Annotated in this window: 19 protein-coding genes; 18 read left to right on the forward strand and 1 reads right to left on the reverse strand. The window is 52.9% G+C overall.

The genetic code is table 11. The features are described 5' to 3' along the window. Nucleotides 1-163: 163 nt before the first annotated feature. Nucleotides 164-490 carry a thioredoxin TrxA gene (gene trxA, locus PG1C_RS05520; RefSeq protein WP_202636400.1) on the reverse strand — a complete coding sequence of 109 codons (327 nt, stop codon included), beginning with the start codon at nt 488-490 and terminating at the stop codon, nt 164-166. A 233-nt stretch (nt 491-723) separates the two neighbouring features. Between trxA and fdxA the strand changes: the two genes are divergently transcribed. From fdxA to folC, 18 genes are all read left to right on the forward strand, one after another. After that, nucleotides 724-1047, forward strand: coding sequence for a ferredoxin FdxA (fdxA, locus tag PG1C_RS05525; RefSeq protein WP_202636401.1), 324 nt, complete (start codon nt 724-726; stop codon nt 1045-1047). A gap of 55 nt (nt 1048-1102) precedes the next feature. Next, entirely contained in the window at nt 1103-1549 is a 447-nt protein-coding gene (locus PG1C_RS05530; protein ID WP_202636402.1) for a CBS domain-containing protein, read from the forward strand. A gap of 36 nt (nt 1550-1585) precedes the next feature. After that, complete coding sequence (locus tag PG1C_RS05535; RefSeq protein WP_202636403.1) at nt 1586-3256, forward strand: AMP-binding protein; 1671 nt, start codon at nt 1586-1588, stop codon at nt 3254-3256. 104 nt (nt 3257-3360) lie between these two features. After that, the gene (gene aroC, locus PG1C_RS05540) at nt 3361-4473 is read left to right on the forward strand and encodes a chorismate synthase (RefSeq protein WP_202636404.1); all 1113 of its coding nucleotides are present in this window, start codon (nt 3361-3363) and stop codon (nt 4471-4473) included. A gap of 42 nt (nt 4474-4515) precedes the next feature. After that, nucleotides 4516-5667, forward strand: a complete 1152-nt coding sequence (locus PG1C_RS05545; RefSeq protein WP_202636405.1) for an MFS transporter — start codon at nt 4516-4518, stop codon at nt 5665-5667. A gap of 28 nt (nt 5668-5695) precedes the next feature. Continuing rightward, nucleotides 5696-7105, forward strand: coding sequence for a 3-isopropylmalate dehydratase large subunit (gene leuC, locus PG1C_RS05550; RefSeq protein ID WP_284431796.1), 1410 nt, complete (start codon nt 5696-5698; stop codon nt 7103-7105). A gap of 29 nt (nt 7106-7134) precedes the next feature. After that, complete coding sequence (locus tag PG1C_RS05555) at nt 7135-7254, forward strand: entericidin A/B family lipoprotein (RefSeq protein WP_202636406.1); 120 nt, start codon at nt 7135-7137, stop codon at nt 7252-7254. A gap of 4 nt (nt 7255-7258) precedes the next feature. Next, the gene (leuD, locus tag PG1C_RS05560; protein WP_202636407.1) at nt 7259-7897 is read left to right on the forward strand and encodes a 3-isopropylmalate dehydratase small subunit; all 639 of its coding nucleotides are present in this window, start codon (nt 7259-7261) and stop codon (nt 7895-7897) included. 12 nt (nt 7898-7909) lie between these two features. Next, nucleotides 7910-8965 (forward strand): 3-isopropylmalate dehydrogenase, encoded by a 1056-nt coding sequence (gene leuB, locus PG1C_RS05565; RefSeq protein WP_202636408.1) that lies wholly within the window; start codon nt 7910-7912, stop codon nt 8963-8965. Between the two features lie 21 nt (nt 8966-8986). Further along, complete coding sequence (asd, locus tag PG1C_RS05570) at nt 8987-10099, forward strand: aspartate-semialdehyde dehydrogenase (RefSeq protein WP_202636409.1); 1113 nt, start codon at nt 8987-8989, stop codon at nt 10097-10099. Nucleotides 10100-10208: 109 nt separating this feature from the next. Continuing rightward, a complete protein-coding gene (locus tag PG1C_RS05575) occupies nt 10209-12914 on the forward strand; it encodes a motility hub landmark protein FimV (RefSeq protein WP_202636410.1) in 2706 nt (901 codons plus the stop codon). Nucleotides 12915-12970: 56 nt separating this feature from the next. Further along, nucleotides 12971-13558 carry a hypothetical protein gene (locus PG1C_RS05580; RefSeq protein WP_202636411.1) on the forward strand — a complete coding sequence of 196 codons (588 nt, stop codon included), beginning with the start codon at nt 12971-12973 and terminating at the stop codon, nt 13556-13558. Beyond that, a complete protein-coding gene (gene truA, locus PG1C_RS05585; protein WP_202636412.1) occupies nt 13555-14376 on the forward strand; it encodes a tRNA pseudouridine(38-40) synthase TruA in 822 nt (273 codons plus the stop codon). Before PG1C_RS05580 ends, truA begins: the two co-directional genes overlap by 4 nt. 4 nt (nt 14377-14380) lie before the next feature. Then, complete coding sequence (locus tag PG1C_RS05590; protein ID WP_202636413.1) at nt 14381-15004, forward strand: phosphoribosylanthranilate isomerase; 624 nt, start codon at nt 14381-14383, stop codon at nt 15002-15004. Beyond that, a complete protein-coding gene (gene trpB, locus PG1C_RS05595) occupies nt 14991-16202 on the forward strand; it encodes a tryptophan synthase subunit beta (protein ID WP_202636414.1) in 1212 nt (403 codons plus the stop codon). The genes PG1C_RS05590 and trpB overlap by 14 nt, the downstream gene beginning before the upstream one ends. Nucleotide 16203: 1 nt before the next feature. Beyond that, nucleotides 16204-17013 (forward strand): tryptophan synthase subunit alpha, encoded by an 810-nt coding sequence (gene trpA, locus PG1C_RS05600; RefSeq protein WP_202636415.1) that lies wholly within the window; start codon nt 16204-16206, stop codon nt 17011-17013. Continuing rightward, nucleotides 17010-17870 (forward strand): acetyl-CoA carboxylase, carboxyltransferase subunit beta, encoded by an 861-nt coding sequence (gene accD / locus PG1C_RS05605; protein ID WP_202636416.1) that lies wholly within the window; start codon nt 17010-17012, stop codon nt 17868-17870. Before trpA ends, accD begins: the two co-directional genes overlap by 4 nt. Beyond that, the gene (gene folC / locus PG1C_RS05610) at nt 17870-19150 is read left to right on the forward strand and encodes a bifunctional tetrahydrofolate synthase/dihydrofolate synthase (protein WP_202636417.1); all 1281 of its coding nucleotides are present in this window, start codon (nt 17870-17872) and stop codon (nt 19148-19150) included. Before accD ends, folC begins: the two co-directional genes overlap by 1 nt. Nucleotides 19151-19163 lie beyond the last annotated feature (13 nt).

Raw genomic sequence — 19163 nt, forward strand, 5'->3', positions numbered from 1 at the left:
AGGGTCGTAGCACTGGGCGCTGCGACATGGGGGAGAAATCGAGGAGGGGAGGTAAGTGCGTGGGGGGTGAGTGCGTTGATGCCCAGACGCCATTGGGGAAATGGCCGGGGTGCTACGCTAAGGTGCGGCCAAAAAACAAGCCGCAGGGCGCAATGTAGCGAGGTCAGAGATGGTTGTCAATAAATGCTGTCAGTTGAGATTTGGATAGGGCACCGACTTTTTGCGCTTCCATCGATCCCCCCTTGAACAACAACAGGGTAGGAATACCGCGAATTCCAAATTCTCCGGGTGTCTTGGGGTTATCGTCGATGTTGATCTTAGCGATGCGCAACTTGCCTGCATAGTCTTTTGCCGCATCTTCGAGAATAGGCGCAATCATTTTGCAGGGGCCGCACCACTCGGCCCAAAAATCAACCAGCGTTGGCACAGTGGAGTCCAGTACTTCGCTTTTAAAGGTACTATCGGTGACGTGAATGATGTGTTCGCTCATGGAAAATCCTCGGATATCTGATAATAATTTGGTGGTCTGCCCGCTGCAAATAAGCGAAAGGGTAAAATGAGCCCTGGCAGTTTGCAGGTAGGTTTTTTAAAACAAGCCGCGGTAGGAATGCGAGCCATAATGTTAACAGCAATGCCAGCAAAAAAACTGCCCTGAATAACTTTCTCTCTGTGCCAAAGATACCGCTCAGTGATACATTTATCACTTAGACTGGAGTGTTCATTATGACCTATGTAGTAACCGAAGCGTGTATCAAATGTAAATATACCGATTGCGTGGATGTTTGCCCGGTAGATTGCTTTCATGAAGGCCCCAACTTTCTGGTGATCGATCCAGATGAGTGCATCGATTGCACACTGTGTGTTGCTGAATGCCCTGCAGAAGCGATTTTCGCCGAAGATGATGTTCCTGCAGATCAGGTGAAATTGGTACAAATCAATGCAGAGCTGGCGAAAATATGGCCTGTTATCACGCAGCGCAAGGAGCCGCCAGCAGACGCGGATGAATGGTTGAAAGTGCCGGGCAAGCTTTCAAAGCTGGAGCGCTAACCTGGCGTGCATAAGCCGCGACTTAAAAAAGTAGTCTTCTGGAGGAGGGGTAAGCATGCAAGTTAAGGAAATTCTTGCGATTAAGGGCGCTGTGCTCTACACCATTTCGCCTGAGCGACCTCTGGTTGAGGCAATTGCCATCATGACCGAGCAGGATGTTGGTTCCCTGGTGTGTTTTGCACAGGGGAAAATGGCCGGCATGCTGACATTTCGCGAAGTACTGAATGCTGTGCATGCGCATGGTGGAGAGTGGCAGGATGTGGCCGTCGCCAAAGTGATGGTTGCCAAACCCTTTTGCGCCAGCCCTGAAATGGAAATGGACGAATTGCGCCGCGTGATGGTCGAGCATCATCAACGTTATCTGCCCGTCATGGAAGAGGATACGCTGATGGGTGTCGTCTCATTCCATGATGTGGCAAAAGCGGTGCTCGAAGAGCAAAGTTTCGAAAATAAAATGCTGAAAGCTTATATTCGTAACTGGCCCGAAGAAAAAACTGATTGACTTTGGCCTAGACTCTTTGCCCAAAAGGAGACGGCAATGGAGAGAATCTGGCTGAAAAGCTATCCCGCCGGGGTTCCTGCGGAAATTGATGCTAATGCCTACGCATCACTCATTGATGTTCTGGATGAAAGTGTGCGTCTATATGGCCAGCGTACAGCCTTTATCTGTATGGGTAAAGGCATTAGCTATACGCAGCTGGATCGCATGTCACGTGATTTTGCGGCTTACCTGCAAGGGGTTCTGGGGCTAAAAAAAGGCGATCGCGTTGTCCTGATGATGCCGAATGTTCTGCAATACCCCGTGTGTTTGTTCGGGGTGCTGCGAGCGGGGTGCGTTGTCGTTAATTGCAACCCGTTGTACACCGCCGCTGAGCTTGAACATCAGCTCAAGGATGCGGATGCCCAAACCATCGTTATTCTCGAAAATTTCGCCCATGTGCTGCAAGATGCTGTTGCCCGTACACCGGTCAAGCATATTCTGACGACGCAGTTGGGAGATCTGCTGGGCCCCATCAAGGGGTGGGCCATCAATTTTGCCGTCAAGCATATAAAGAAAATGGTTCCCGCATGGACGTTGCCGGGTGCTGTCAGTCTGCCTGCCGCGTTGCGCAAAGGGGCTGACGTTCAGCCAGCGCCAGTGCCTGTGCCGCTTGCGCATGGCGATATTGCCTTTCTTCAATATACGGGTGGCACCACGGGGGTTTCCAAAGGCGCGATGCTAACGCAGCGTAATTTGGTGGCGAATCTTCTGCAGGCAAAGGCTTGGATCAAGCCCTACCTTGGCGAAGGGCCACAGATTGTCATTACGGCTTTACCGCTGTATCACGTGTTCGCTTTAACGGCGAATTGCCTGACATTTGTGGCGCTGGGCGCGGCCAATGTGTTGATCACCAACCCGCGTGATATAGCGGGCTTTGTCGATACCTTGGCAAAATACAAATTCACTGCGTTAACTGGCGTCAATACGCTGTTCAACGCCTTGCTTGATTCCCCCAAATTTGCCCAACTCGATTTCAGTCACTTGCGCATAGCACTAGGCGGTGGCATGGCGGTACAAAAATCAGTCGCAGTGCGCTGGCAGGCGACGACCAGGGTTGCGTTGATTGAGGCCTACGGATTGACGGAAACCTCGCCCGCGGTAAGCATCAATCCGCTTAATCTTGCCGAGTTTAATGGCTCCATCGGTTTGCCATTGCCTTCAACCGATATTGCGATTCGCGACGATGCCGGAAATGATCTGCCATTAGGTGAGGCAGGTGAGCTTTGCGTCAGCGGTCCGCAAGTGATGGCAGGTTATTGGCGGCAACCGGAAGAAACTGCAAAAGTCATGATGCCCGATGGATTTTTACGGACCGGCGATATTGCGATGGTGGATGCCAAAGGTTTTGTGCGTATTGTGGATCGCAAAAAAGATTTGATTGTGGTCTCTGGTTTTAAGGTGTTTCCAAATGAAGTCGAGGATGTACTTGCCCTCCACCCCGGGGTGAGAGAAGTGGCTGTCATTGGTGTGCCGGATGGACATTCTGGCGAGGCTGTTAAAGCATTTGTGGTTAAACGTGACGCGGCGTTGACGGCTGAGGAGCTTATCAGTCATTGCCGCAAAACACTGGTGGCATACAAGGTGCCACATCAGATTGAGTTTCGGAGTGAATTACCAAAATCCAATGTGGGTAAGATTTTGCGCCGCGCACTCAAGGATCAGGGATAGCGAGTTTTAAAAGTCGGCGCTGGCAATACGGCGGCAGTGCGCATGGTAGACTTGGTCGCAATATTTCCCAGTCATTTGCGTGCTTTCAAGGCCATTTATAAATCATGTCCGGCAATAGTTTTGGTTCCCTTTTCTGCGTCACTTCTTTTGGTGAATCGCATGGCCCCGCGCTGGGTTGTGTGATCGACGGCTGCCCGCCAGGCCTTGAAATTACTGCGGCTGACATCCAGGTGGAGTTGGATCGTCGTAAGCCGGGGATGTCGCGCCACGTCACGCAACGTCGTGAATCGGATACGGTGGAGATACTGTCCGGTGTGTTCGAGGGGCGTACCACGGGAACGCCGATCGCCTTGTTGATTCGCAATGAAGATCAGCGCAGCAAGGATTACGGCAATATCGCTACAACCTTTCGCCCCGGCCATGCTGATTACACCTATTGGCAAAAATACGGTATTCGCGACTATCGTGGCGGCGGCCGTTCGTCGGCGCGCGAAACTGCGGTGCGGGTTGCTGCCGGGGCTGTTGCGCGTAAATGGTTGTTGCAGCGTTATGGTGTCAGTGTGCGCGGCTGGATGGCGCAATTAGGTGACATTGAAATTCCCTGGCAAGACGAAACAGCCATTGATGGCAATCCGTTTTTTGCGCCGAACGCGGCCATCGTGCCGCAATTGGAAAGTTACATGGACGCTTTACGCAAGTCGGGCGATTCGGTGGGTGCGAAAATCACCGTGATTGCACGTGGTGTGCCCGTGGGTTGGGGAGACCCTGTCTATGGTCGTCTGGACGCTGACATTGCGTATGCCATGATGGGCATCAATGCGGTGAAAGCCGTAGAGATCGGCGCAGGTTTTGACGTCGTGACGCAAAAGGGCAGCCAGCATGGGGACGAGCTAACGCCCGATGGCTTTCTCACCAATCATGCGGGCGGCGTTTTAGGCGGCATTTCGACCGGCCAGGATGTGCTTGTGAATATGGCGGTCAAACCAACTTCCAGCCTGCGTTTGCCCCGCCGATCAATTGACCTTGCAGGGCAACCCGTCATGGTTGAAACGCATGGTCGTCACGACCCGTGTGTGGGCATTCGCGCGACTCCCATTGCCGAAGCGATGCTCGCCCTCGTATTAATCAATGCCGCTTTGCATCACCGTGCGCAATGTGCGGATGTCAGTTGTCCGACGCCAAAAATTCCGGCGCAGGCTGGTCACAAATCAGCGTAAATTTGATCAAGCATCGCGGGCGAAAGGTCTGCGAGCGTGCCTATGAATCAAGCTCGCCGCCTGTCAGCATGGTACTTTTGGTACTTTGCCTTTGTTGGTGTCTTTCAGCCCTATTTCAGTCTGTATTTGCAGTCCCTCGCGATGTCTGCCGGGCGCATTGCGGTATTGATGTCTTTGGGTCAAATGATCCGTCTTGTGGCACCCCTGTTCTGGGGCTGGCTGGCAGACCATGCGGGGCAGCGGGTAAAAATAGTGGTCATGTCAACCGGGGCCGCGTTGGCCAGTTTTTCTGCGGTTTTTTTGACGCAGGATTTTCTTGGCTTATTGCTGAGTCTGACCGTACTACATTTTTTCTGGAGTGCATCCCTGCCGTTGGTTGAGGCACTGACGTTAGCGCATCTGACGGATCATCCGGAGCGTTATGGGCGCATCCGGCTATGGGGTTCAGTAGGATTCATTTTCGCTGTGCTGGGTATGGGGTGGCTGCTGGATATCCTGCCGATAACCCTGTTGCTGTGGGTTGGCTGGGCGTTGCTTTCAGGCACCGTCGTCAGCGCTTTATTGCTGAAAGAAGCGGTTCCTGGGGCAATCCACACAGCGTCTTCCCTGCGGATGGTGTTGAGTCAACCGAAGGTGGTGTTTTTGCTGGTCGCCGGATTATTCATGATTGCTGCACACGGTGTCTTGTATGTTTTTTATTCGATTCATCTGGTGGCACATGGCTATGGCAAAACGGTTGTGGGTTTGCTCTGGACGCTGGGTGTGCTAGCCGAAATTATTGTATTTCTGCTGATGCCGCGCATCGCGCAGCGGGTCTCGTTACGCCACCTGCTGCTGGCTTGTTTTGCTTTGGCTGTTCTGCGCTTTATGTTAATCGGCTGGCAGGTGGATAGTTTGAGTGTGCTATTTTTTGCACAATGTCTGCATGGCGCCACTTTTGGCGCGCACCACGTGGCGACCATGGCGGCGCTTAATCGTTGGTTTTCTTCGGGCCAGCAGGCCAGGGCGCAGGCGATTTATGGCAGTGTGGCTTATGGCATTGGTGGATTAACCGGCGGGTTGCTTGCTGGCGCGTTGTGGGAAAGCGCTGGCCCGGCAATGACATTTAGCGTGTCTGCCCTGTTGGCGCTCATCGGGTTTTGCCTGGTCTGGCATGGTGTTCCGGCTAGTTCAGGCAGGCCGGTTGTGCGATAATGACCTATTCTGAAAAGTGTCTCAAATCATGTCTAAAACGCTTTACGACAAACTCTGGGAAAGCCACGTGGTCCACGCGGAAGCGGATGGTACTGCACTGCTTTATATTGATCGCCATTTAGTTCATGAGGTCACGAGCCCGCAGGCGTTTGAAGGGTTGAAGCTCTCCGGCCGTAAGCCTTGGCGTGTTTCATCCATTGTTGCGACCGCAGATCACAACACGCCAACCGATCACTGGGAACAAGGCATTAAAGACCCGATTTCACGACAGCAGGTAGAAACGCTTGACGCCAACATTCATGAAGTGGGTGCATTGGCGTATTTTCCGTTCAAGGATAAACGCCAAGGCATTGTGCATGTCATTGGCCCGGAGCAAGGCGCCACGTTACCCGGCATGACGGTGGTATGCGGTGATTCGCATACCTCGACGCATGGTGCGTTTGCTTGCCTGGCGCACGGCATTGGCACATCAGAAGTCGAGCATGTTCTGGCAACGCAGTGCCTGCTGCAGAAAAAGTCCAAGTCGATGCTGGTTAAGATTGAAGGAAAAGTCGGCGCTGGTGTGACGGCAAAAGATATTGTCCTGGCTTTGATCGGCAAAATTGGTACGGCAGGGGGTACGGGTTATGCCATTGAATTTGGCGGCTCTGCGATACGTGCGCTGACAATGGAAGGGCGCATGACGGTTTGCAATATGGCCATTGAGGCGGGCGCACGGGTAGGTTTTGTCGCTGTGGATGAAACAACGATTGAATATCTTAAGGGGCGCACTTTTTCTCCCAAAGCAGCGGACTGGGATAAAGCGACCACTTACTGGCGCACGTTGGTTTCGGATGCAGATGCCCCATTTGATGCGGTGGTGGAATTAGATGCGAGCCACATTGCGCCCCAGGTGACCTGGGGAACTTCGCCTGAGATGGTGGCAAGCATTGAGGCGAACGTTCCTGCACCAGAAGACTTCAGCGATCCGGTGAAACGGGAAGGAGTTGCGCGCGCGCTTGAGTATATGGGGCTTGTGCCACGCACACCTATTAATCAGATCGCGATTGATAAGGTGTTCATTGGCTCGTGTACGAATTCACGCATTGAAGATTTACGTGCGGCGGCTGCCGTTGCCAAGGGTCGTCATGTGGCGGCTAATGTCAAATTAGCGCTGGTCGTGCCGGGTTCTGGGTTAGTTAAGCAACAGGCAGAAGCAGAGGGACTGGACAAGATTTTTGTGGCCGCTGGTTTTGAGTGGCGGCAACCTGGCTGCTCGATGTGCCTGGCCATGAATGATGACCGCCTGTTGCCTGGCGAACGCTGCGCTTCAACCTCGAATCGCAATTTTGAAGGGCGGCAGGGCAATGGTGGCCGTACGCATCTGCTGAGCCCGGCTATGGCCGTGGCTGCGGCGATTGCGGGACATTTTTCCGATGTTCGTGAATTAACGATTTAGTTTTTCAACCCGAGAATAAGGAGAAGTTTATGGTACGCATTTTGACAGCCTTTACTTTAATCACTCTGCTTGCTGCCTGTAATACCGTTCATGGCATTGGCAAAGATATCGAGAAGGGTGGCGAGGCGATTCAGAAATCAACCAATTAATGTAATGGAAAAATTTATTACTCATGAAGGTCTGGTTGTGCCCTTGGATCGTGCCAACGTCGATACCGATGCCATCATTCCCAAGCAGTTCCTCAAATCGATCAAGCGTTCAGGGTTTGGCCCGAATGCGTTCGATGAGTGGCGCTATCTGGATCACGGCGAGCCGGGGATGGATAACTCGAAGCGCATAAAAAATCCGGATTTCATCCTCAACCAGGAACGTTATCAGGGTGCGTCGATTCTGCTGGTACGGAGTAATTTTGGCTGTGGCTCTTCGCGTGAGCATGCGCCGTGGGCATTGCAGGATTTTGGTTTCCGCGCCATTCTGGGCGAATCGTTCGCCGACATTTTTTTCAACAATTGTTTTAAAAATGGGCTATTGCCCATTGTGTTGTCAAAAGCTGAAATTGATGCGCTCTTTACTTTAACGGAGAGCACGCCTGGGTTTCGCATAACGATTGATCTTGCTGCGCAGGTGGTCAGTCGTCCTGACGGCCATAAAATACCTTTTGCCCTGGATGCCTTTCGCAAGGAGTGCCTGCTGAATGGGTGGGACGATATTGGCCTGACTTTGCGGCATGCTGAAAAAATTCGCGCTTTTGAAGCGCAACGGCGCATTGAACAACCCTGGCTTTTTGCCTAGAGGAATAACGTAATGAAGATTTGTGTTCTCCCCGGTGACGGGATTGGCCCTGAAATCACGGCAGAAGCGTTGCGCGTATTGCGTGCACTTGATTTGTCCTTTGAAACAGAAGAAGCGCCTGTAGGCGGTGCAGGTTACCGGGCATCGGGGCATCCGCTACCCGAGGCAACACTTAAGCTGGCACAACAGTCAGACGCCATTCTGTTTGGTGCGGTGGGCGATTTTTCACTGGATACCTTGCCGCGCGAGTTGCGTCCTGAGCAGGCGATTCTTGGGTTACGCAAGGCATTCAATCTATTTGCCAATTTTCGTCCCGCACTGGTCTATCCTGAATTAGTGCATGCATCAACGCTGCGCCCAGAGGTTGTTGCCGGGTTGGATATTCTGATCATTCGTGAACTTACAGGTGACATTTATTTTGGCCAGCCGCGCGGTATTCGCACGCTGGAAAATGGTGTACGTGAAGGGTTTGACACGATGCGCTATTCTGAACCAGAGATTCAGCGTGTGGCACATGTCGCATTTCAGGCGGCAAGAAAGCGCAACAAGCGCTTGTGCTCGGTGGATAAAGCCAATGTGCTGGATACCATGCAGCTTTGGCGTGAAGTCGTTATTGCCGTTGGTGCGGAATACCCTGATGTCGAATTGAGCCACATCTACGTGGATAACGCGGCGATGCAATTGCTGAAAAACCCCAAGCAGTTTGATGTCATGGTGACGGGCAATATGTTTGGCGATATTCTTTCCGATGAGGCGTCTATGTTGACCGGCTCAATTGGGTTGTTGCCTTCCGCTTCGCTGAACGAAAATAATTTTGGTTTATATGAGCCTATTCACGGCTCAGCACCTGATATCGCTGGCAAAGGCGTGGCAAATCCGCTCGCAACCATTCTTTCTGCGGCCATGATGTTGCGCTTTAGTTTCGGGTTGAATGATGCCGCGCTGCGTATTGAATCTGCCGTGAAAAAAGTTCTGGCACAGGGCTATCGAACAGCTGACATCGCTGAGCCGGGCCTCAGTACAGTAGGTACCAGAGAAATGAGTGACGCCGTTGTGGCGGCGCTGTAATTTATAAGTGAGAAAAAGGCTATGAAGCGAGTAGGTCTCATTGGTTGGCGGGGAATGGTAGGTTCTGTGCTCATGCAGCGCATGCGCGAAGAGGGTGATTTTTCGCTGATTGAGCCAATATTTTTCACCACATCCAATTTGGGCGGCCAAGCGCCCGATGTGGGGCAGGGTACTTCGTTACTCAAAGACGCAAAAAATATCGCCGATCTAAAAGTGATGGATATCATCATCACCTGCCAGGGCGGTGATTACACGACAGAAATTTTCCCCCAACTGCGTGCGGCAGGTTGGTCTGGCCATTGGATTGATGCAGCATCGAGTTTGCGTATGCAAGACGATACGGTGATTATTCTTGATCCAGTGAATTGGGATGTGATCAAGCAAAGTTTGTCCTGCGGGGGGCGTAACTGGATTGGTGGTAACTGCACCGTGAGTTTGATGCTGATGGCTCTGGGTGGGCTGTTTAAAGCAGATTTGATCGAGTGGGTTACCGCTATGACGTATCAGGCGGCGTCAGGTGCTGGCGCACAGAATATGCGCGAATTGCTGGTGCAAATGGGAGAAGCCCATCGCGTCGCCAAGGGATTGCTGGAAGACCCCGCTTCGGCTATTTTGGACATTGATCGTGAAGTAGCTGGAATTCTCCGCGATGAGACTTTTCCTACCGATAACTTTGGCGTGCCATTGGCCGGATCATTGATCCCGTGGATTGACAAAGATTTAGGCAATGGTCAAAGCAGGGAAGAGTGGAAAGGGCAGGCGGAAACCAACAAAATTCTGGGGCATGTGGCAACCCCCGTTCCGGTCGATGGCTTGTGTGTACGCATTGGTGCCATGCGGTGCCATTCGCAAGCATTGACCATCAAGCTCAAGCAAGATGTACCGCTAGAGGATATTCATGGGCTATTGGCTGCACATAATGATTGGGTCAAAGTCGTCCCCAATCAGCGAGACATCACCGTGAAAGATTTGACTCCCGTTGCTGTTACAGGAACGCTGACCGTTCCGGTTGGTCGGTTACGGAAACTTGCCATGGGCCCAGAATATATATCGGCTTTTACCGTTGGTGATCAGCTCCTGTGGGGGGCGGCCGAGCCTTTACGCCGGATGTTGCGTATTTTACTTGAGGCTTAAGCGCTGAGCGTTTTGAGCGGCCGTTCAGAGTCAAGACTCTCCGTGGTCTTGCGCACTTAAGATCATGATGTTATGTTGATAAATCATCGAAAGTTTTGCAGGAGTGACTGTGCTTAAAACTGACAAAAAAACCAAGCTTCTCAAGGTGGCTGCTATTGCTATGGCAATGGCTTTCATCCCGTTTTTGGGACATGCTGCGGGGCTTGGAAAGATTGCCGTTTATTCCGCGCTTGGTCAGCCGCTCAAGGCCGAAATTGAAGTCACTGCCACCGCCGACGAGTTATCCTCACTGCAAGCAAAACTGGCCTCGGCCGATGCTTTTCGTCAGGCAGATGTTGAATATAACCCGGTTCTTTCCAGCTTGAAATTTTCGCGCGGCTTCACTGAGCGTAATGGGCATCGCTACATTCAGGTCACCACAGATAGACCTGTGAATGAGCCCTTTATCAATATGCTGGTTGAGATGAACTGGGCTTCAGGGCGTTTGGTTCGTGAGTACACATTTCTGTTGGACCCTCCTGATCTTGGCTCCGCAACGGCTAATGCGCCTGTTTCGCCACCGCCAGTACCTCTCGTTGCAGATAATGCGCAACCAGCAAAGAGTGACCGGGTTGATCCAATAAAAGAAAACGCACCCTCCGAAGTTTCGCGTCAAAGCACCAAGTTATCGCAGCCATCCCCTGCGATATCTGCCAAGACAAGCGCTGCTGCGAATGGAAAAAGTCATAAGGTGCGTACTGGCGATACCCTCGGGAAAATTGCTGCACAGACACGCCCTGAAGGTGTTAGTTTGGAGCAGGTGCTGGTGGCGTTGCTCCACTCTAATCAGGAAGCCTTTGACGGTGGCAACATGAATCGTCTCAAGGCAGGAAAAATTCTTGCGATTCCTGATGCGGAAGTCATGAATCAGATCTCAACCAGTGCGGCGAAAAAGGAAATTGTTGCACAGGCTGCGGATTTTAATGCTTACCGTAAAAGGCTGGCATCATCTGTCGGTGCGCAAGCGGGTGTTGATGACAAAAGCCAACAAGCGGCAAGTGGAAAAATAACACCCAAAGTAGAAGACAATTTTCCTGCACCCAATGGAAAAGACAAGTTGGATGTTTCACGAACAGAAAATGCAAAAGGGGGCGACAGTGATTCGAAGGCACGTGTTGCAGCACTGGAAGCTGATCTGCTGGCACGTGATAAGGCACTGAAAGAAGCCCAGAGCCGTACCGCCGAGCTTGAAAAGAGTTTGAGCAAGCTAAAGCAGCTTACTGAGCTGAAAAGTAAAGCAGGTGCTGACCTTCAGCAACAGGCACAAACAACAAAGCCAGCCTCGACCCCTGCAAATCCAGTGCTAGCGGTAGTTCCTCCATCAACCTCTGTAGCATCCCCTACTGTTGCGGCTGATAAAGCGCCCATGGTAGAACCCCTGGCACCATCGACTGAAACTGTAAAGTCCAAGGCTCCGGTTAGCCCGCCGTCGCCCAAGCCACAGACAGTCGTGGTGCCACCCTCTGTGCCTGAGCCAGAACCTGATTTCCTGGAAAAAAACAGCACACTGATACTTGGCGGCGGCGGAATCCTTGCTCTGCTGCTCGGCTGGCTGGGTCTCTCTGCTTGGAAAAAGAAAAAAGAGAAAGTTGCGCTGAGTGGAATGAGTGTTGCTAGCGACTTTTTATCGCAATCAACTTTTGGCCCATCGGTAGGTGCGGCAAGCGCTTCTTCCTTTTCCTCATCGGCGAGTGAACAGAACGCTAGCCAGTTTAGCGTGAGCACTCAAGGGGCAGTTGAGCCGTTTGTTGATGCGTTATCGCAAGCGGATACCTTTCTTGCATTTGGCCGTCATGAACAAGCAGAAGAAATTTTGCTTTCAGCACTAGAGACGCAACCTGAACGACATGCGCTTTATCTGAAATTGCTTGAAATTTACGCGGAGCAAGATAAACCTGCCGCGTTTGAAACCCTCGCAAAACGTTTTCATGATCAAACTGCAGGCGAAGGTCCGGACTGGGAGATGGCTCGGTCATTGGGGGTTTCGATTGATCCTGATAATGCGTTGTATCAGTTGCCGTCCAAATATAAATTATCCGAGGCAGTCACGGGTGATGCAGTACTGGCTGGAGCAGCAGTTGGAGCTGTTTTATCTCAGACACATTTAGGTGCTGATGTTCATGAAGCGTCTGGAGCTCTTCTGAAGGAGAGTCAGAAGATTCAAGATAATAAAACTCAAGATATAGCTTATGAGCAGGCGCAAGAGATTCAAGCAATCGATACGGAAACGCTCGATTTTGATCTAGACTTTGACTTGGATGATATTGCTGCGCCAGTTGCTGAAGCAAACCCTTCTATCCCAGCATTGGCAACTCGACCTGAAATGTCGACTTTGGATTTCAATCTCGATCTGGATTTGCCTGATGAACCCTCAGCAGTGGATGTTGAAACGTCTGTCGATTCTCGCATGGTTCTTGATGCGATGCCTGCAGCTGCACCACTGGAGCTACCGCTTGCTGAAGAAGCAGGCAACAGTATTGATTTTGACTTTGATCTACCCCTGGCTGATGTATCCTCAGCGTCCGCGACTTCGCCAAATCTGAAACTGGATACCATTGATCTTGATTTAGATGCCGACTTGTCAGCGCCGACTTTTGGTGAGGCAGCAGAAGAGGGTGCGGATAACCCTGAGGTATCTACCAAGCTTGAACTGGCAGCAGCCTATGAAGAGATGGGGGATAACGCAGGGGCAACGGAGCTTTATCAAGAGGCGCTGATCGAAGGCAGCAAGCCGCAACAAGAATTTGCTCGTGCCAAACTAGCTAGCCTTGCTTGATTGGTGATTACCTCCCGGCGTGACACAGTGCCGGGAATTGTTCCACTTTTTTCGCTATGCGTTTCCATCCGGCCAGTGTGCTCTTGCTTTGGGTTGCCTTTCTGGTGGCTTATTCGGTACGTGGTGGCGTGGTGCTGACAATCAGTTGTCTTGTCGTGATGGTGTGGGCTTTTTTGTATGCGGGTCTTCATTTGCGGCGCTTGTTACGCCGCAGCGGTTGGTTAATGTTGACGCTATTTGTAGTATTTTCCTGGATGACTCCCGGCATCCCATTGCCCTTCATGCCTTTTGTTACCGTAGAAGGTCTGCAGCTTGCTGTTGCGCAAAGTGCGCATGTGTTGTTTGCAATTGCATCGCTTGCACTTGTTCTGCAGTATTTATCACGCGCTGATCTAGTTGCAGGGATGTACTTTTTACTCTCGCCGTTGAGCCGCTTCGGCGTGCCGGCAAAGCGCTTGGCCGTGCGACTGATGCTGACGCTCGAAGAGGTCGAACGGGCTGCTATGCCAGATCATTTGATGAGCGAACACATAAAAGCGCAGTCCGCCGATACCCTGGCGTTACCCCAAAGGGTGTGGAGGCGCTTCGATGCTGGAATAGTCCTTGTGTCTATTTTGCTTATCTTTTCCATAGAGCTGCCATGAGAATTGCCTTGGGCGTTGAATACGAAGGGTCTACGTTCTGTGGCTGGCAGTCGCAGGCGGGTGGCGGGTCTGTGCAAGATGCGCTGGAGTCTGCACTATCCGCCATTGCAGATACATCGGTGCGCGTTATCTGCGCTGGCCGCACCGATGCGGGAGTGCATGCGTTAGAACAAGTAGTGCATTTTGATTCGCCCGTTGAGCGCCCGTTGACCGCCTGGGTACGAGGAGTGAACGCCCATTTGCCCCCCATGGTTGCCGTGCGTTGGGCACAGCCAATGCCAGATGATTTTCATGCGCGCTTTTCAGCACAAGGCAGGCGTTATCGCTATGTGCTGCTTAACCGTGCGGAGCGTCCGGGTCTCATGGCGCGTCGCGTGGGTTGGTTTCATTTGCCGCTCGATTTGTCTGCCATGCAAGCGGCCAGTATTTTCTTGTTGGGTACGCATGACTTTTCAGCATTTCGTTCGGCCGAATGTCAGGCCAAGTCGCCTGTTAAAGAGCTACGTAAAATTTCCATAGCGCGTCAGGGCGACTTGATATTGTTTGATTTTGAGGCAGATGGATTTTTGCATCACATGGTGCGAAACCTGATTGGCGCATTAGTCTATATCGGTAAGGGGGCGTATCCTCCCGCCTGGCTTGCTGAATTGCTGGCCGCTAAAAACCGTGCGTTGGCAGCACCCACGTTTGCAGCCTGCGGGCTCTATTTTGCGGGTGTCGACTATGATGCCCGCTGGCAAATAAAAGTCGGCGCTGGTGATGCGGTGAGCGCGCCGATCATATTCGTTCCGCCGATCACTCCACCCATTCCGGCCTGAAATCATGCCCAGAACCCGTATCAAGATTTGCGGCATAACCCGCGCTGAAGACCGTGATGCGGCCATTGCAGCGGGTGTCGATGCGCTCGGGTTTGTGTTTTATCCACCAAGCCAAAGATATGTTGCCCCAGAAAAAGCGGCGCAACTTGTGTCGCCGATACCCGCATTTGTTACTCGCGTCGGGCTATTCGTTAACGCCGAGCCTGCCACTGTTCATTCTGTGTTGGCAGAGGTTGCGTTGAATGTGCTGCAATTTCATGGCGATGAAGATGCCGCTTATTGCCGCCAGTTTGGCAGGCCATGGATCAAGGCGGCACGTGTAAGACACGGGCTTGATTTGCTAGAATACGCGCGCGCTTTTGACGGGGCATGTGGTTTATTGCTGGACGCCTTTGTCGACGGTTATGGCGGCGGTGGTAAAGAATTTGACTGGTCGCTGATCCCCTCATCGTTACCCTTGCCTGTGATTCTTTCAGGCGGGTTGCAGGTTTCCAATATTCAACAAGCCGTGCGTGTCATCCGTCCCTGGGCGGTGGATGTCAGTAGTGGCGTCGAAGTGGCCAAGGGCATTAAAGACGCTGAAAAGATAGCCCAATTTATTGCCGGAGTGCGTAATGCAGATGCCTGATTTACCTTATAACTTGCCGGACGCGCGTGGCCATTTCGGTCCCTACGGCGGTGTTTTCGTTGGTGAAACGTTGATGCCGGCACTCACTGAACTGCGTGAGGCCTATGCCGCAGCGCAAGCTGACCCAGCGTTTCAGGCCGAGTTTGCTGACGACCTGAAACATTATGTAGGTCGCCCTAGCCCGATATACCACGCCAAGCGTTGGTCCAATTTATTGGGTGGCGCGCAGATTTTCCTCAAGCGTGAAGACTTGAATCACACCGGCGCGCACAAAATAAACAATTGTATCGGCCAGGCGTTGCTGGCGCGTCGCATGGGTAAGCCACGGGTCATCGCAGAGACAGGTGCCGGTCAGCATGGCGTGGCTACAGCCACAGTGGCGGCTCGCTATGGGATGGAGTGCGTGGTGTACATGGGGTCAGAAGACGTTAAACGGCAAGCCGCCAACGTCTACCGCATGAAGCTGCTTGGCGCAACGGTTGTGCCCGTTGAGTCCGGCTCGAAAACATTGAAGGATGCGCTCAACGAAGCCATGCGCGACTGGGTAACCAATGTTGCCAATACCTTTTACATCATCGGTACGGTGGCCGGCCCCCACCCTTACCCGATGATGGTGCGGGACTTTCAGCAAGTGATCGGTGAGGAATGCAAGGTGCAAATGCCTGAACTCATCGGCCGTCAGCCGGATGCTGTGATTGCTTGTGTCGGCGGAGGGTCTAATGCAATGGGCATTTTTTATCCCTACATTGCACATGCCGATGTCCAGTTGATCGGCGTGGAGGCGGAAGGTTTTGGGCTGGCTACCGGCAAACATTCGGCCTCATTGACCGCCGGCCGCCCGGGGGTGCTGCACGGTAACCGCACCTATCTGTTGCAAGATGAAAATGGCCAGGTGATTGAAACGCATTCAATTTCCGCCGGACTTGATTACCCAGGCGTGGGTCCGGAGCACGCGTGGTTGAAGGATACTGGCCGTGCAAGCTACGTCACCATCGATGATGCGGCTGCGTTAGCTGCGTTCCATGATCTATGTCACATTGAAGGCATTATCCCGGCGCTGGAATCCAGCCATGCATTAGCTTATGCGGCAAAGTTGGCGCCTACCCTGGGTAAAGACAAAATGCTCCTCGTTAATCTTTCTGGCCGCGGCGATAAAGATATGCACACTGTGGCTGAAAAATCCGGAATCCAGTTCTGATATGTCACGCATAGCCGCAACCTTTTCCCGTTTGAGTCAGGCACATCGCAAAGCGCTGATTCCCTTCATTACCGCGGGGGACCCGCATCCTGATTTAACCCCGCCGCTGATGTGTGCATTGGTTGAGGGCGGGGCTGACATCATTGAGCTGGGCGTGCCGTTTTCTGATCCAATGGCCGATGGCCCCACCGTGCAGCGCGCCTCTGAGCGGGCTTTAGCGCAAGGCATGACATTGCGCCGGGTACTGGCCTTGGTGAGCGAATTTCGCCAGTCAGATCAGGTGACGCCTATTGTGCTGATGGGTTATGCCAACCCGATTGAATCATATGGCATAGATGTCTTTGCCCGTGATGCCCATAGCGCCGGTGTGGATGGTGTGCTGGTGGTTGATTACCCGCCCGAAGAATGCGCTGAATTCGCTGCAGCGATGAAGCAGGTGCAGCTAGATCCGATATTTTTGCTAGCACCCACCTCGACCTCCCGGCGTTATGCCGAAGTAGCTGCGTTGGGTAGTGGCTATCTATACTACGTCTCGCTCAAAGGCGTTACGGGCGCAGGGCATCTCGATATGGAAGAAGTCGCGCGGCGTATCCCGGAGATTCGAGCACAGGTCGGCATGCCGGTCGGTGTGGGCTTTGGTATTCGCGATGCGGCAACCGCCGCACGTATTGCCGCTATGGCCGATGCTGTCGTCATCGGCAGCCGCATCATCGAAGAAATCGAAGGCGGGCCAGCAGCCGATGCACCGGCGCGTGTGAAAGCCTTGCTTGCCGGGTTTCGTCTTGCGATTGATCAGGAGCCTCATTCATGAGCTGGTTGCAGAAACTTCTTCCTCCCAAGATCAAGCGTTCGCCAGGTGGCCGCAAATCCATGCCAGAAGGCTTATGGTCAAAATGCCCGGCCTGCGAGGCGGTGCTGTATGCCTCAGACCTGGAAAATAATCAGCAGGTTTGCCCAAAATGTAGTCATCATCATCGTCTTCGTGCTCGTGCGCGGCTGAATTTGTTACTCGATGAGGAAGGGCGTTTTGAAATTGGCGCAGAAGTACTGCCGATGGATCCACTCAAATTCAAAGACGGCAAACGGTATACTGATCGTCTTGCTGCAGCCAATACGGAGACTGACGAGAGCGATGCGCTAGTGGTCATGCAGGGTGCCATCAAAACCGTGCCCGTCGTCGTTGCCTGTTTTGAATTCGATTTCATGGGCGGCTCGATGGGTTCTGTGGTGGGCGAGCGTTTTGTTCGTGGGGTGCAGGCTGCTCTAGAACTCAATGCGCCGTTTATTTGTATTACCGCTTCAGGCGGCGCGCGGATGCAAGAAGGATTGTTTTCGTTGATGCAGATGGCCAAGACCACGGCAGCCGTTGCCAAGTTGGCGAACCAGTCCCTCCCTTTCATGACCCTGCTCACAGACCCCACCATGGGCGGGGTATCGGCGTCTTTTGCCTTTGTGGGCGACATCGTGATTGCAGAGCCAGGTGCGCTCATCGGTTTTGCTGGCCCGCGCGTCATTGAGCAAACTGTACGACAAAAACTGCCGGAAGGCTTTCAGCGTGCCGAGTTTCTGCTTGAAAAAGGCGCTATAGACATGATTGTTGATCGGCGTGAGCTGCGTGACAAGCTGGCTTCACTCATCACACTCTTGATGCGCATGCCCGCACCTTGATGCCATCGGCATCGAACAGCCTGGCGGTCTGGCTTGATCACCTTGAAGCATTGCACCCGCGCGGTATTGCTGGCATTGAGCTTGGGCTTGAGCGTGTTGCGAGCGTTAAAGCCCGCTTGGGGCAAACCGAAAAATGCCCGGTGATTCTGGTCGCTGGTACGAATGGTAAAGGCTCTATTTGCGCCATGCTCGAGTGCATCCTGTTGCGCGCAGGTTATCGGGTGGGGCTGTATACGTCGCCTCATTTATTGCACTACAACGAACGGGTGCATGTGGACGGAGCAGCCGTGGATGATGCACGGTTAGTCGCTGCATTTGCCAAGGTTGAGGCAGCGCGTGGCGACGTTTCCCTGACCTATTTTGAATTTGGTACGCTGGCTGCCTGGGAAGTGTTTGCAGCAGAATCACTGGATGCGATTATTCTTGAAGTAGGGCTGGGTGGGCGGCTGGATGCCACGAACATATATGATCCTGCCTGCTCAATTGTCAGCACGATAGATATTGATCACACAGAATTCCTCGGTCCGGATCGTGAGGCGATAGGCTTTGAAAAAGCGGGTGTTTTTCGACGAGGTATCCCCGCTATTTGCGGTGATCCACAGCCGCCGGCCTCGTTGTTGTCACGGGCAGCCACCGTGGGCGCGCCCTTGCAAATCATGGGCCGCGATTTTGGTTTTTTAAAGCAGGATCAGCAATGGATGTATTGGGGCGTGCAAGGGCGACGGGGTGGTTTGGCGTATCCCAGCCTGCGCGGCGATAATCAACTACGCAATGCGGCCTGTGCTCTGGCTGTGTTGGATGCATTGCATGCGTCGTTGCCTGTCGCCATGAAAGATTTTCGCCAAGGCCTGTTAGAAGTTGAACTTCCCGGTCGTTTTCAGGTGCTGCCGGGGCGCCCCGTTATGGTGCTGGATGTGGCACATAACCCGCAGGCCGCGCGTGTTCTGGCAGACAATCTGGGTAATATGGCGTTTCACCCGCAAACGTTCGCCGTGTTTGGCATGATGAGCGATAAGGATATTGATGCGGTCATTGATGCCTTAAAGGAGCGCGTCACGCATTGGTTGCCCTGTACGCTGGAAGGCCGCCGTGCTGCCAGCGCCGACTTTTTGGCCGGCCGTTTGCGCGCCAAGGGTCTGACTGTTGTTGATGAGTTTTCTACCCCGCAAGCGGCATGGTACGCGGCACAGGATCAGGCGGGTGAAGGTGATAGAATCCTCGCTTTCGGATCCTTCCTGGTGGTTGCAGCGGCACTGCACGCACTTGGCCGGAAGGCCTGATTTTCAGCATAAC

This window comes from Rugosibacter aromaticivorans, assembly GCF_000934545.1.
Classification (GTDB): domain Bacteria; phylum Pseudomonadota; class Gammaproteobacteria; order Burkholderiales; family Rhodocyclaceae; genus Rugosibacter; species Rugosibacter aromaticivorans.

Coding starts and splice junctions, on each gene's coding strand:
- trxA (WP_202636400.1), bottom strand. CDS start 490: ATGAGCGAACACATCATTCACGTCACCGATAGTACCTTTAAAAGCGAA.
- fdxA (WP_202636401.1), top strand. CDS start 724: ATGACCTATGTAGTAACCGAAGCGTGTATCAAATGTAAATATACCGAT.
- PG1C_RS05530 (WP_202636402.1), top strand. CDS start 1,103: ATGCAAGTTAAGGAAATTCTTGCGATTAAGGGCGCTGTGCTCTACACC.
- PG1C_RS05535 (WP_202636403.1), top strand. CDS start 1,586: ATGGAGAGAATCTGGCTGAAAAGCTATCCCGCCGGGGTTCCTGCGGAA.
- aroC (WP_202636404.1), top strand. CDS start 3,361: ATGTCCGGCAATAGTTTTGGTTCCCTTTTCTGCGTCACTTCTTTTGGT.
- PG1C_RS05545 (WP_202636405.1), top strand. CDS start 4,516: ATGAATCAAGCTCGCCGCCTGTCAGCATGGTACTTTTGGTACTTTGCC.
- leuC (WP_284431796.1), top strand. CDS start 5,696: ATGTCTAAAACGCTTTACGACAAACTCTGGGAAAGCCACGTGGTCCAC.
- PG1C_RS05555 (WP_202636406.1), top strand. CDS start 7,135: ATGGTACGCATTTTGACAGCCTTTACTTTAATCACTCTGCTTGCTGCC.
- leuD (WP_202636407.1), top strand. CDS start 7,259: ATGGAAAAATTTATTACTCATGAAGGTCTGGTTGTGCCCTTGGATCGT.
- leuB (WP_202636408.1), top strand. CDS start 7,910: ATGAAGATTTGTGTTCTCCCCGGTGACGGGATTGGCCCTGAAATCACG.
- asd (WP_202636409.1), top strand. CDS start 8,987: ATGAAGCGAGTAGGTCTCATTGGTTGGCGGGGAATGGTAGGTTCTGTG.
- PG1C_RS05580 (WP_202636411.1), top strand. CDS start 12,971: ATGCGTTTCCATCCGGCCAGTGTGCTCTTGCTTTGGGTTGCCTTTCTG.
- truA (WP_202636412.1), top strand. CDS start 13,555: ATGAGAATTGCCTTGGGCGTTGAATACGAAGGGTCTACGTTCTGTGGC.
- PG1C_RS05590 (WP_202636413.1), top strand. CDS start 14,381: ATGCCCAGAACCCGTATCAAGATTTGCGGCATAACCCGCGCTGAAGAC.
- trpB (WP_202636414.1), top strand. CDS start 14,991: ATGCAGATGCCTGATTTACCTTATAACTTGCCGGACGCGCGTGGCCAT.
- trpA (WP_202636415.1), top strand. CDS start 16,204: ATGTCACGCATAGCCGCAACCTTTTCCCGTTTGAGTCAGGCACATCGC.
- accD (WP_202636416.1), top strand. CDS start 17,010: ATGAGCTGGTTGCAGAAACTTCTTCCTCCCAAGATCAAGCGTTCGCCA.
- folC (WP_202636417.1), top strand. CDS start 17,870: ATGCCATCGGCATCGAACAGCCTGGCGGTCTGGCTTGATCACCTTGAA.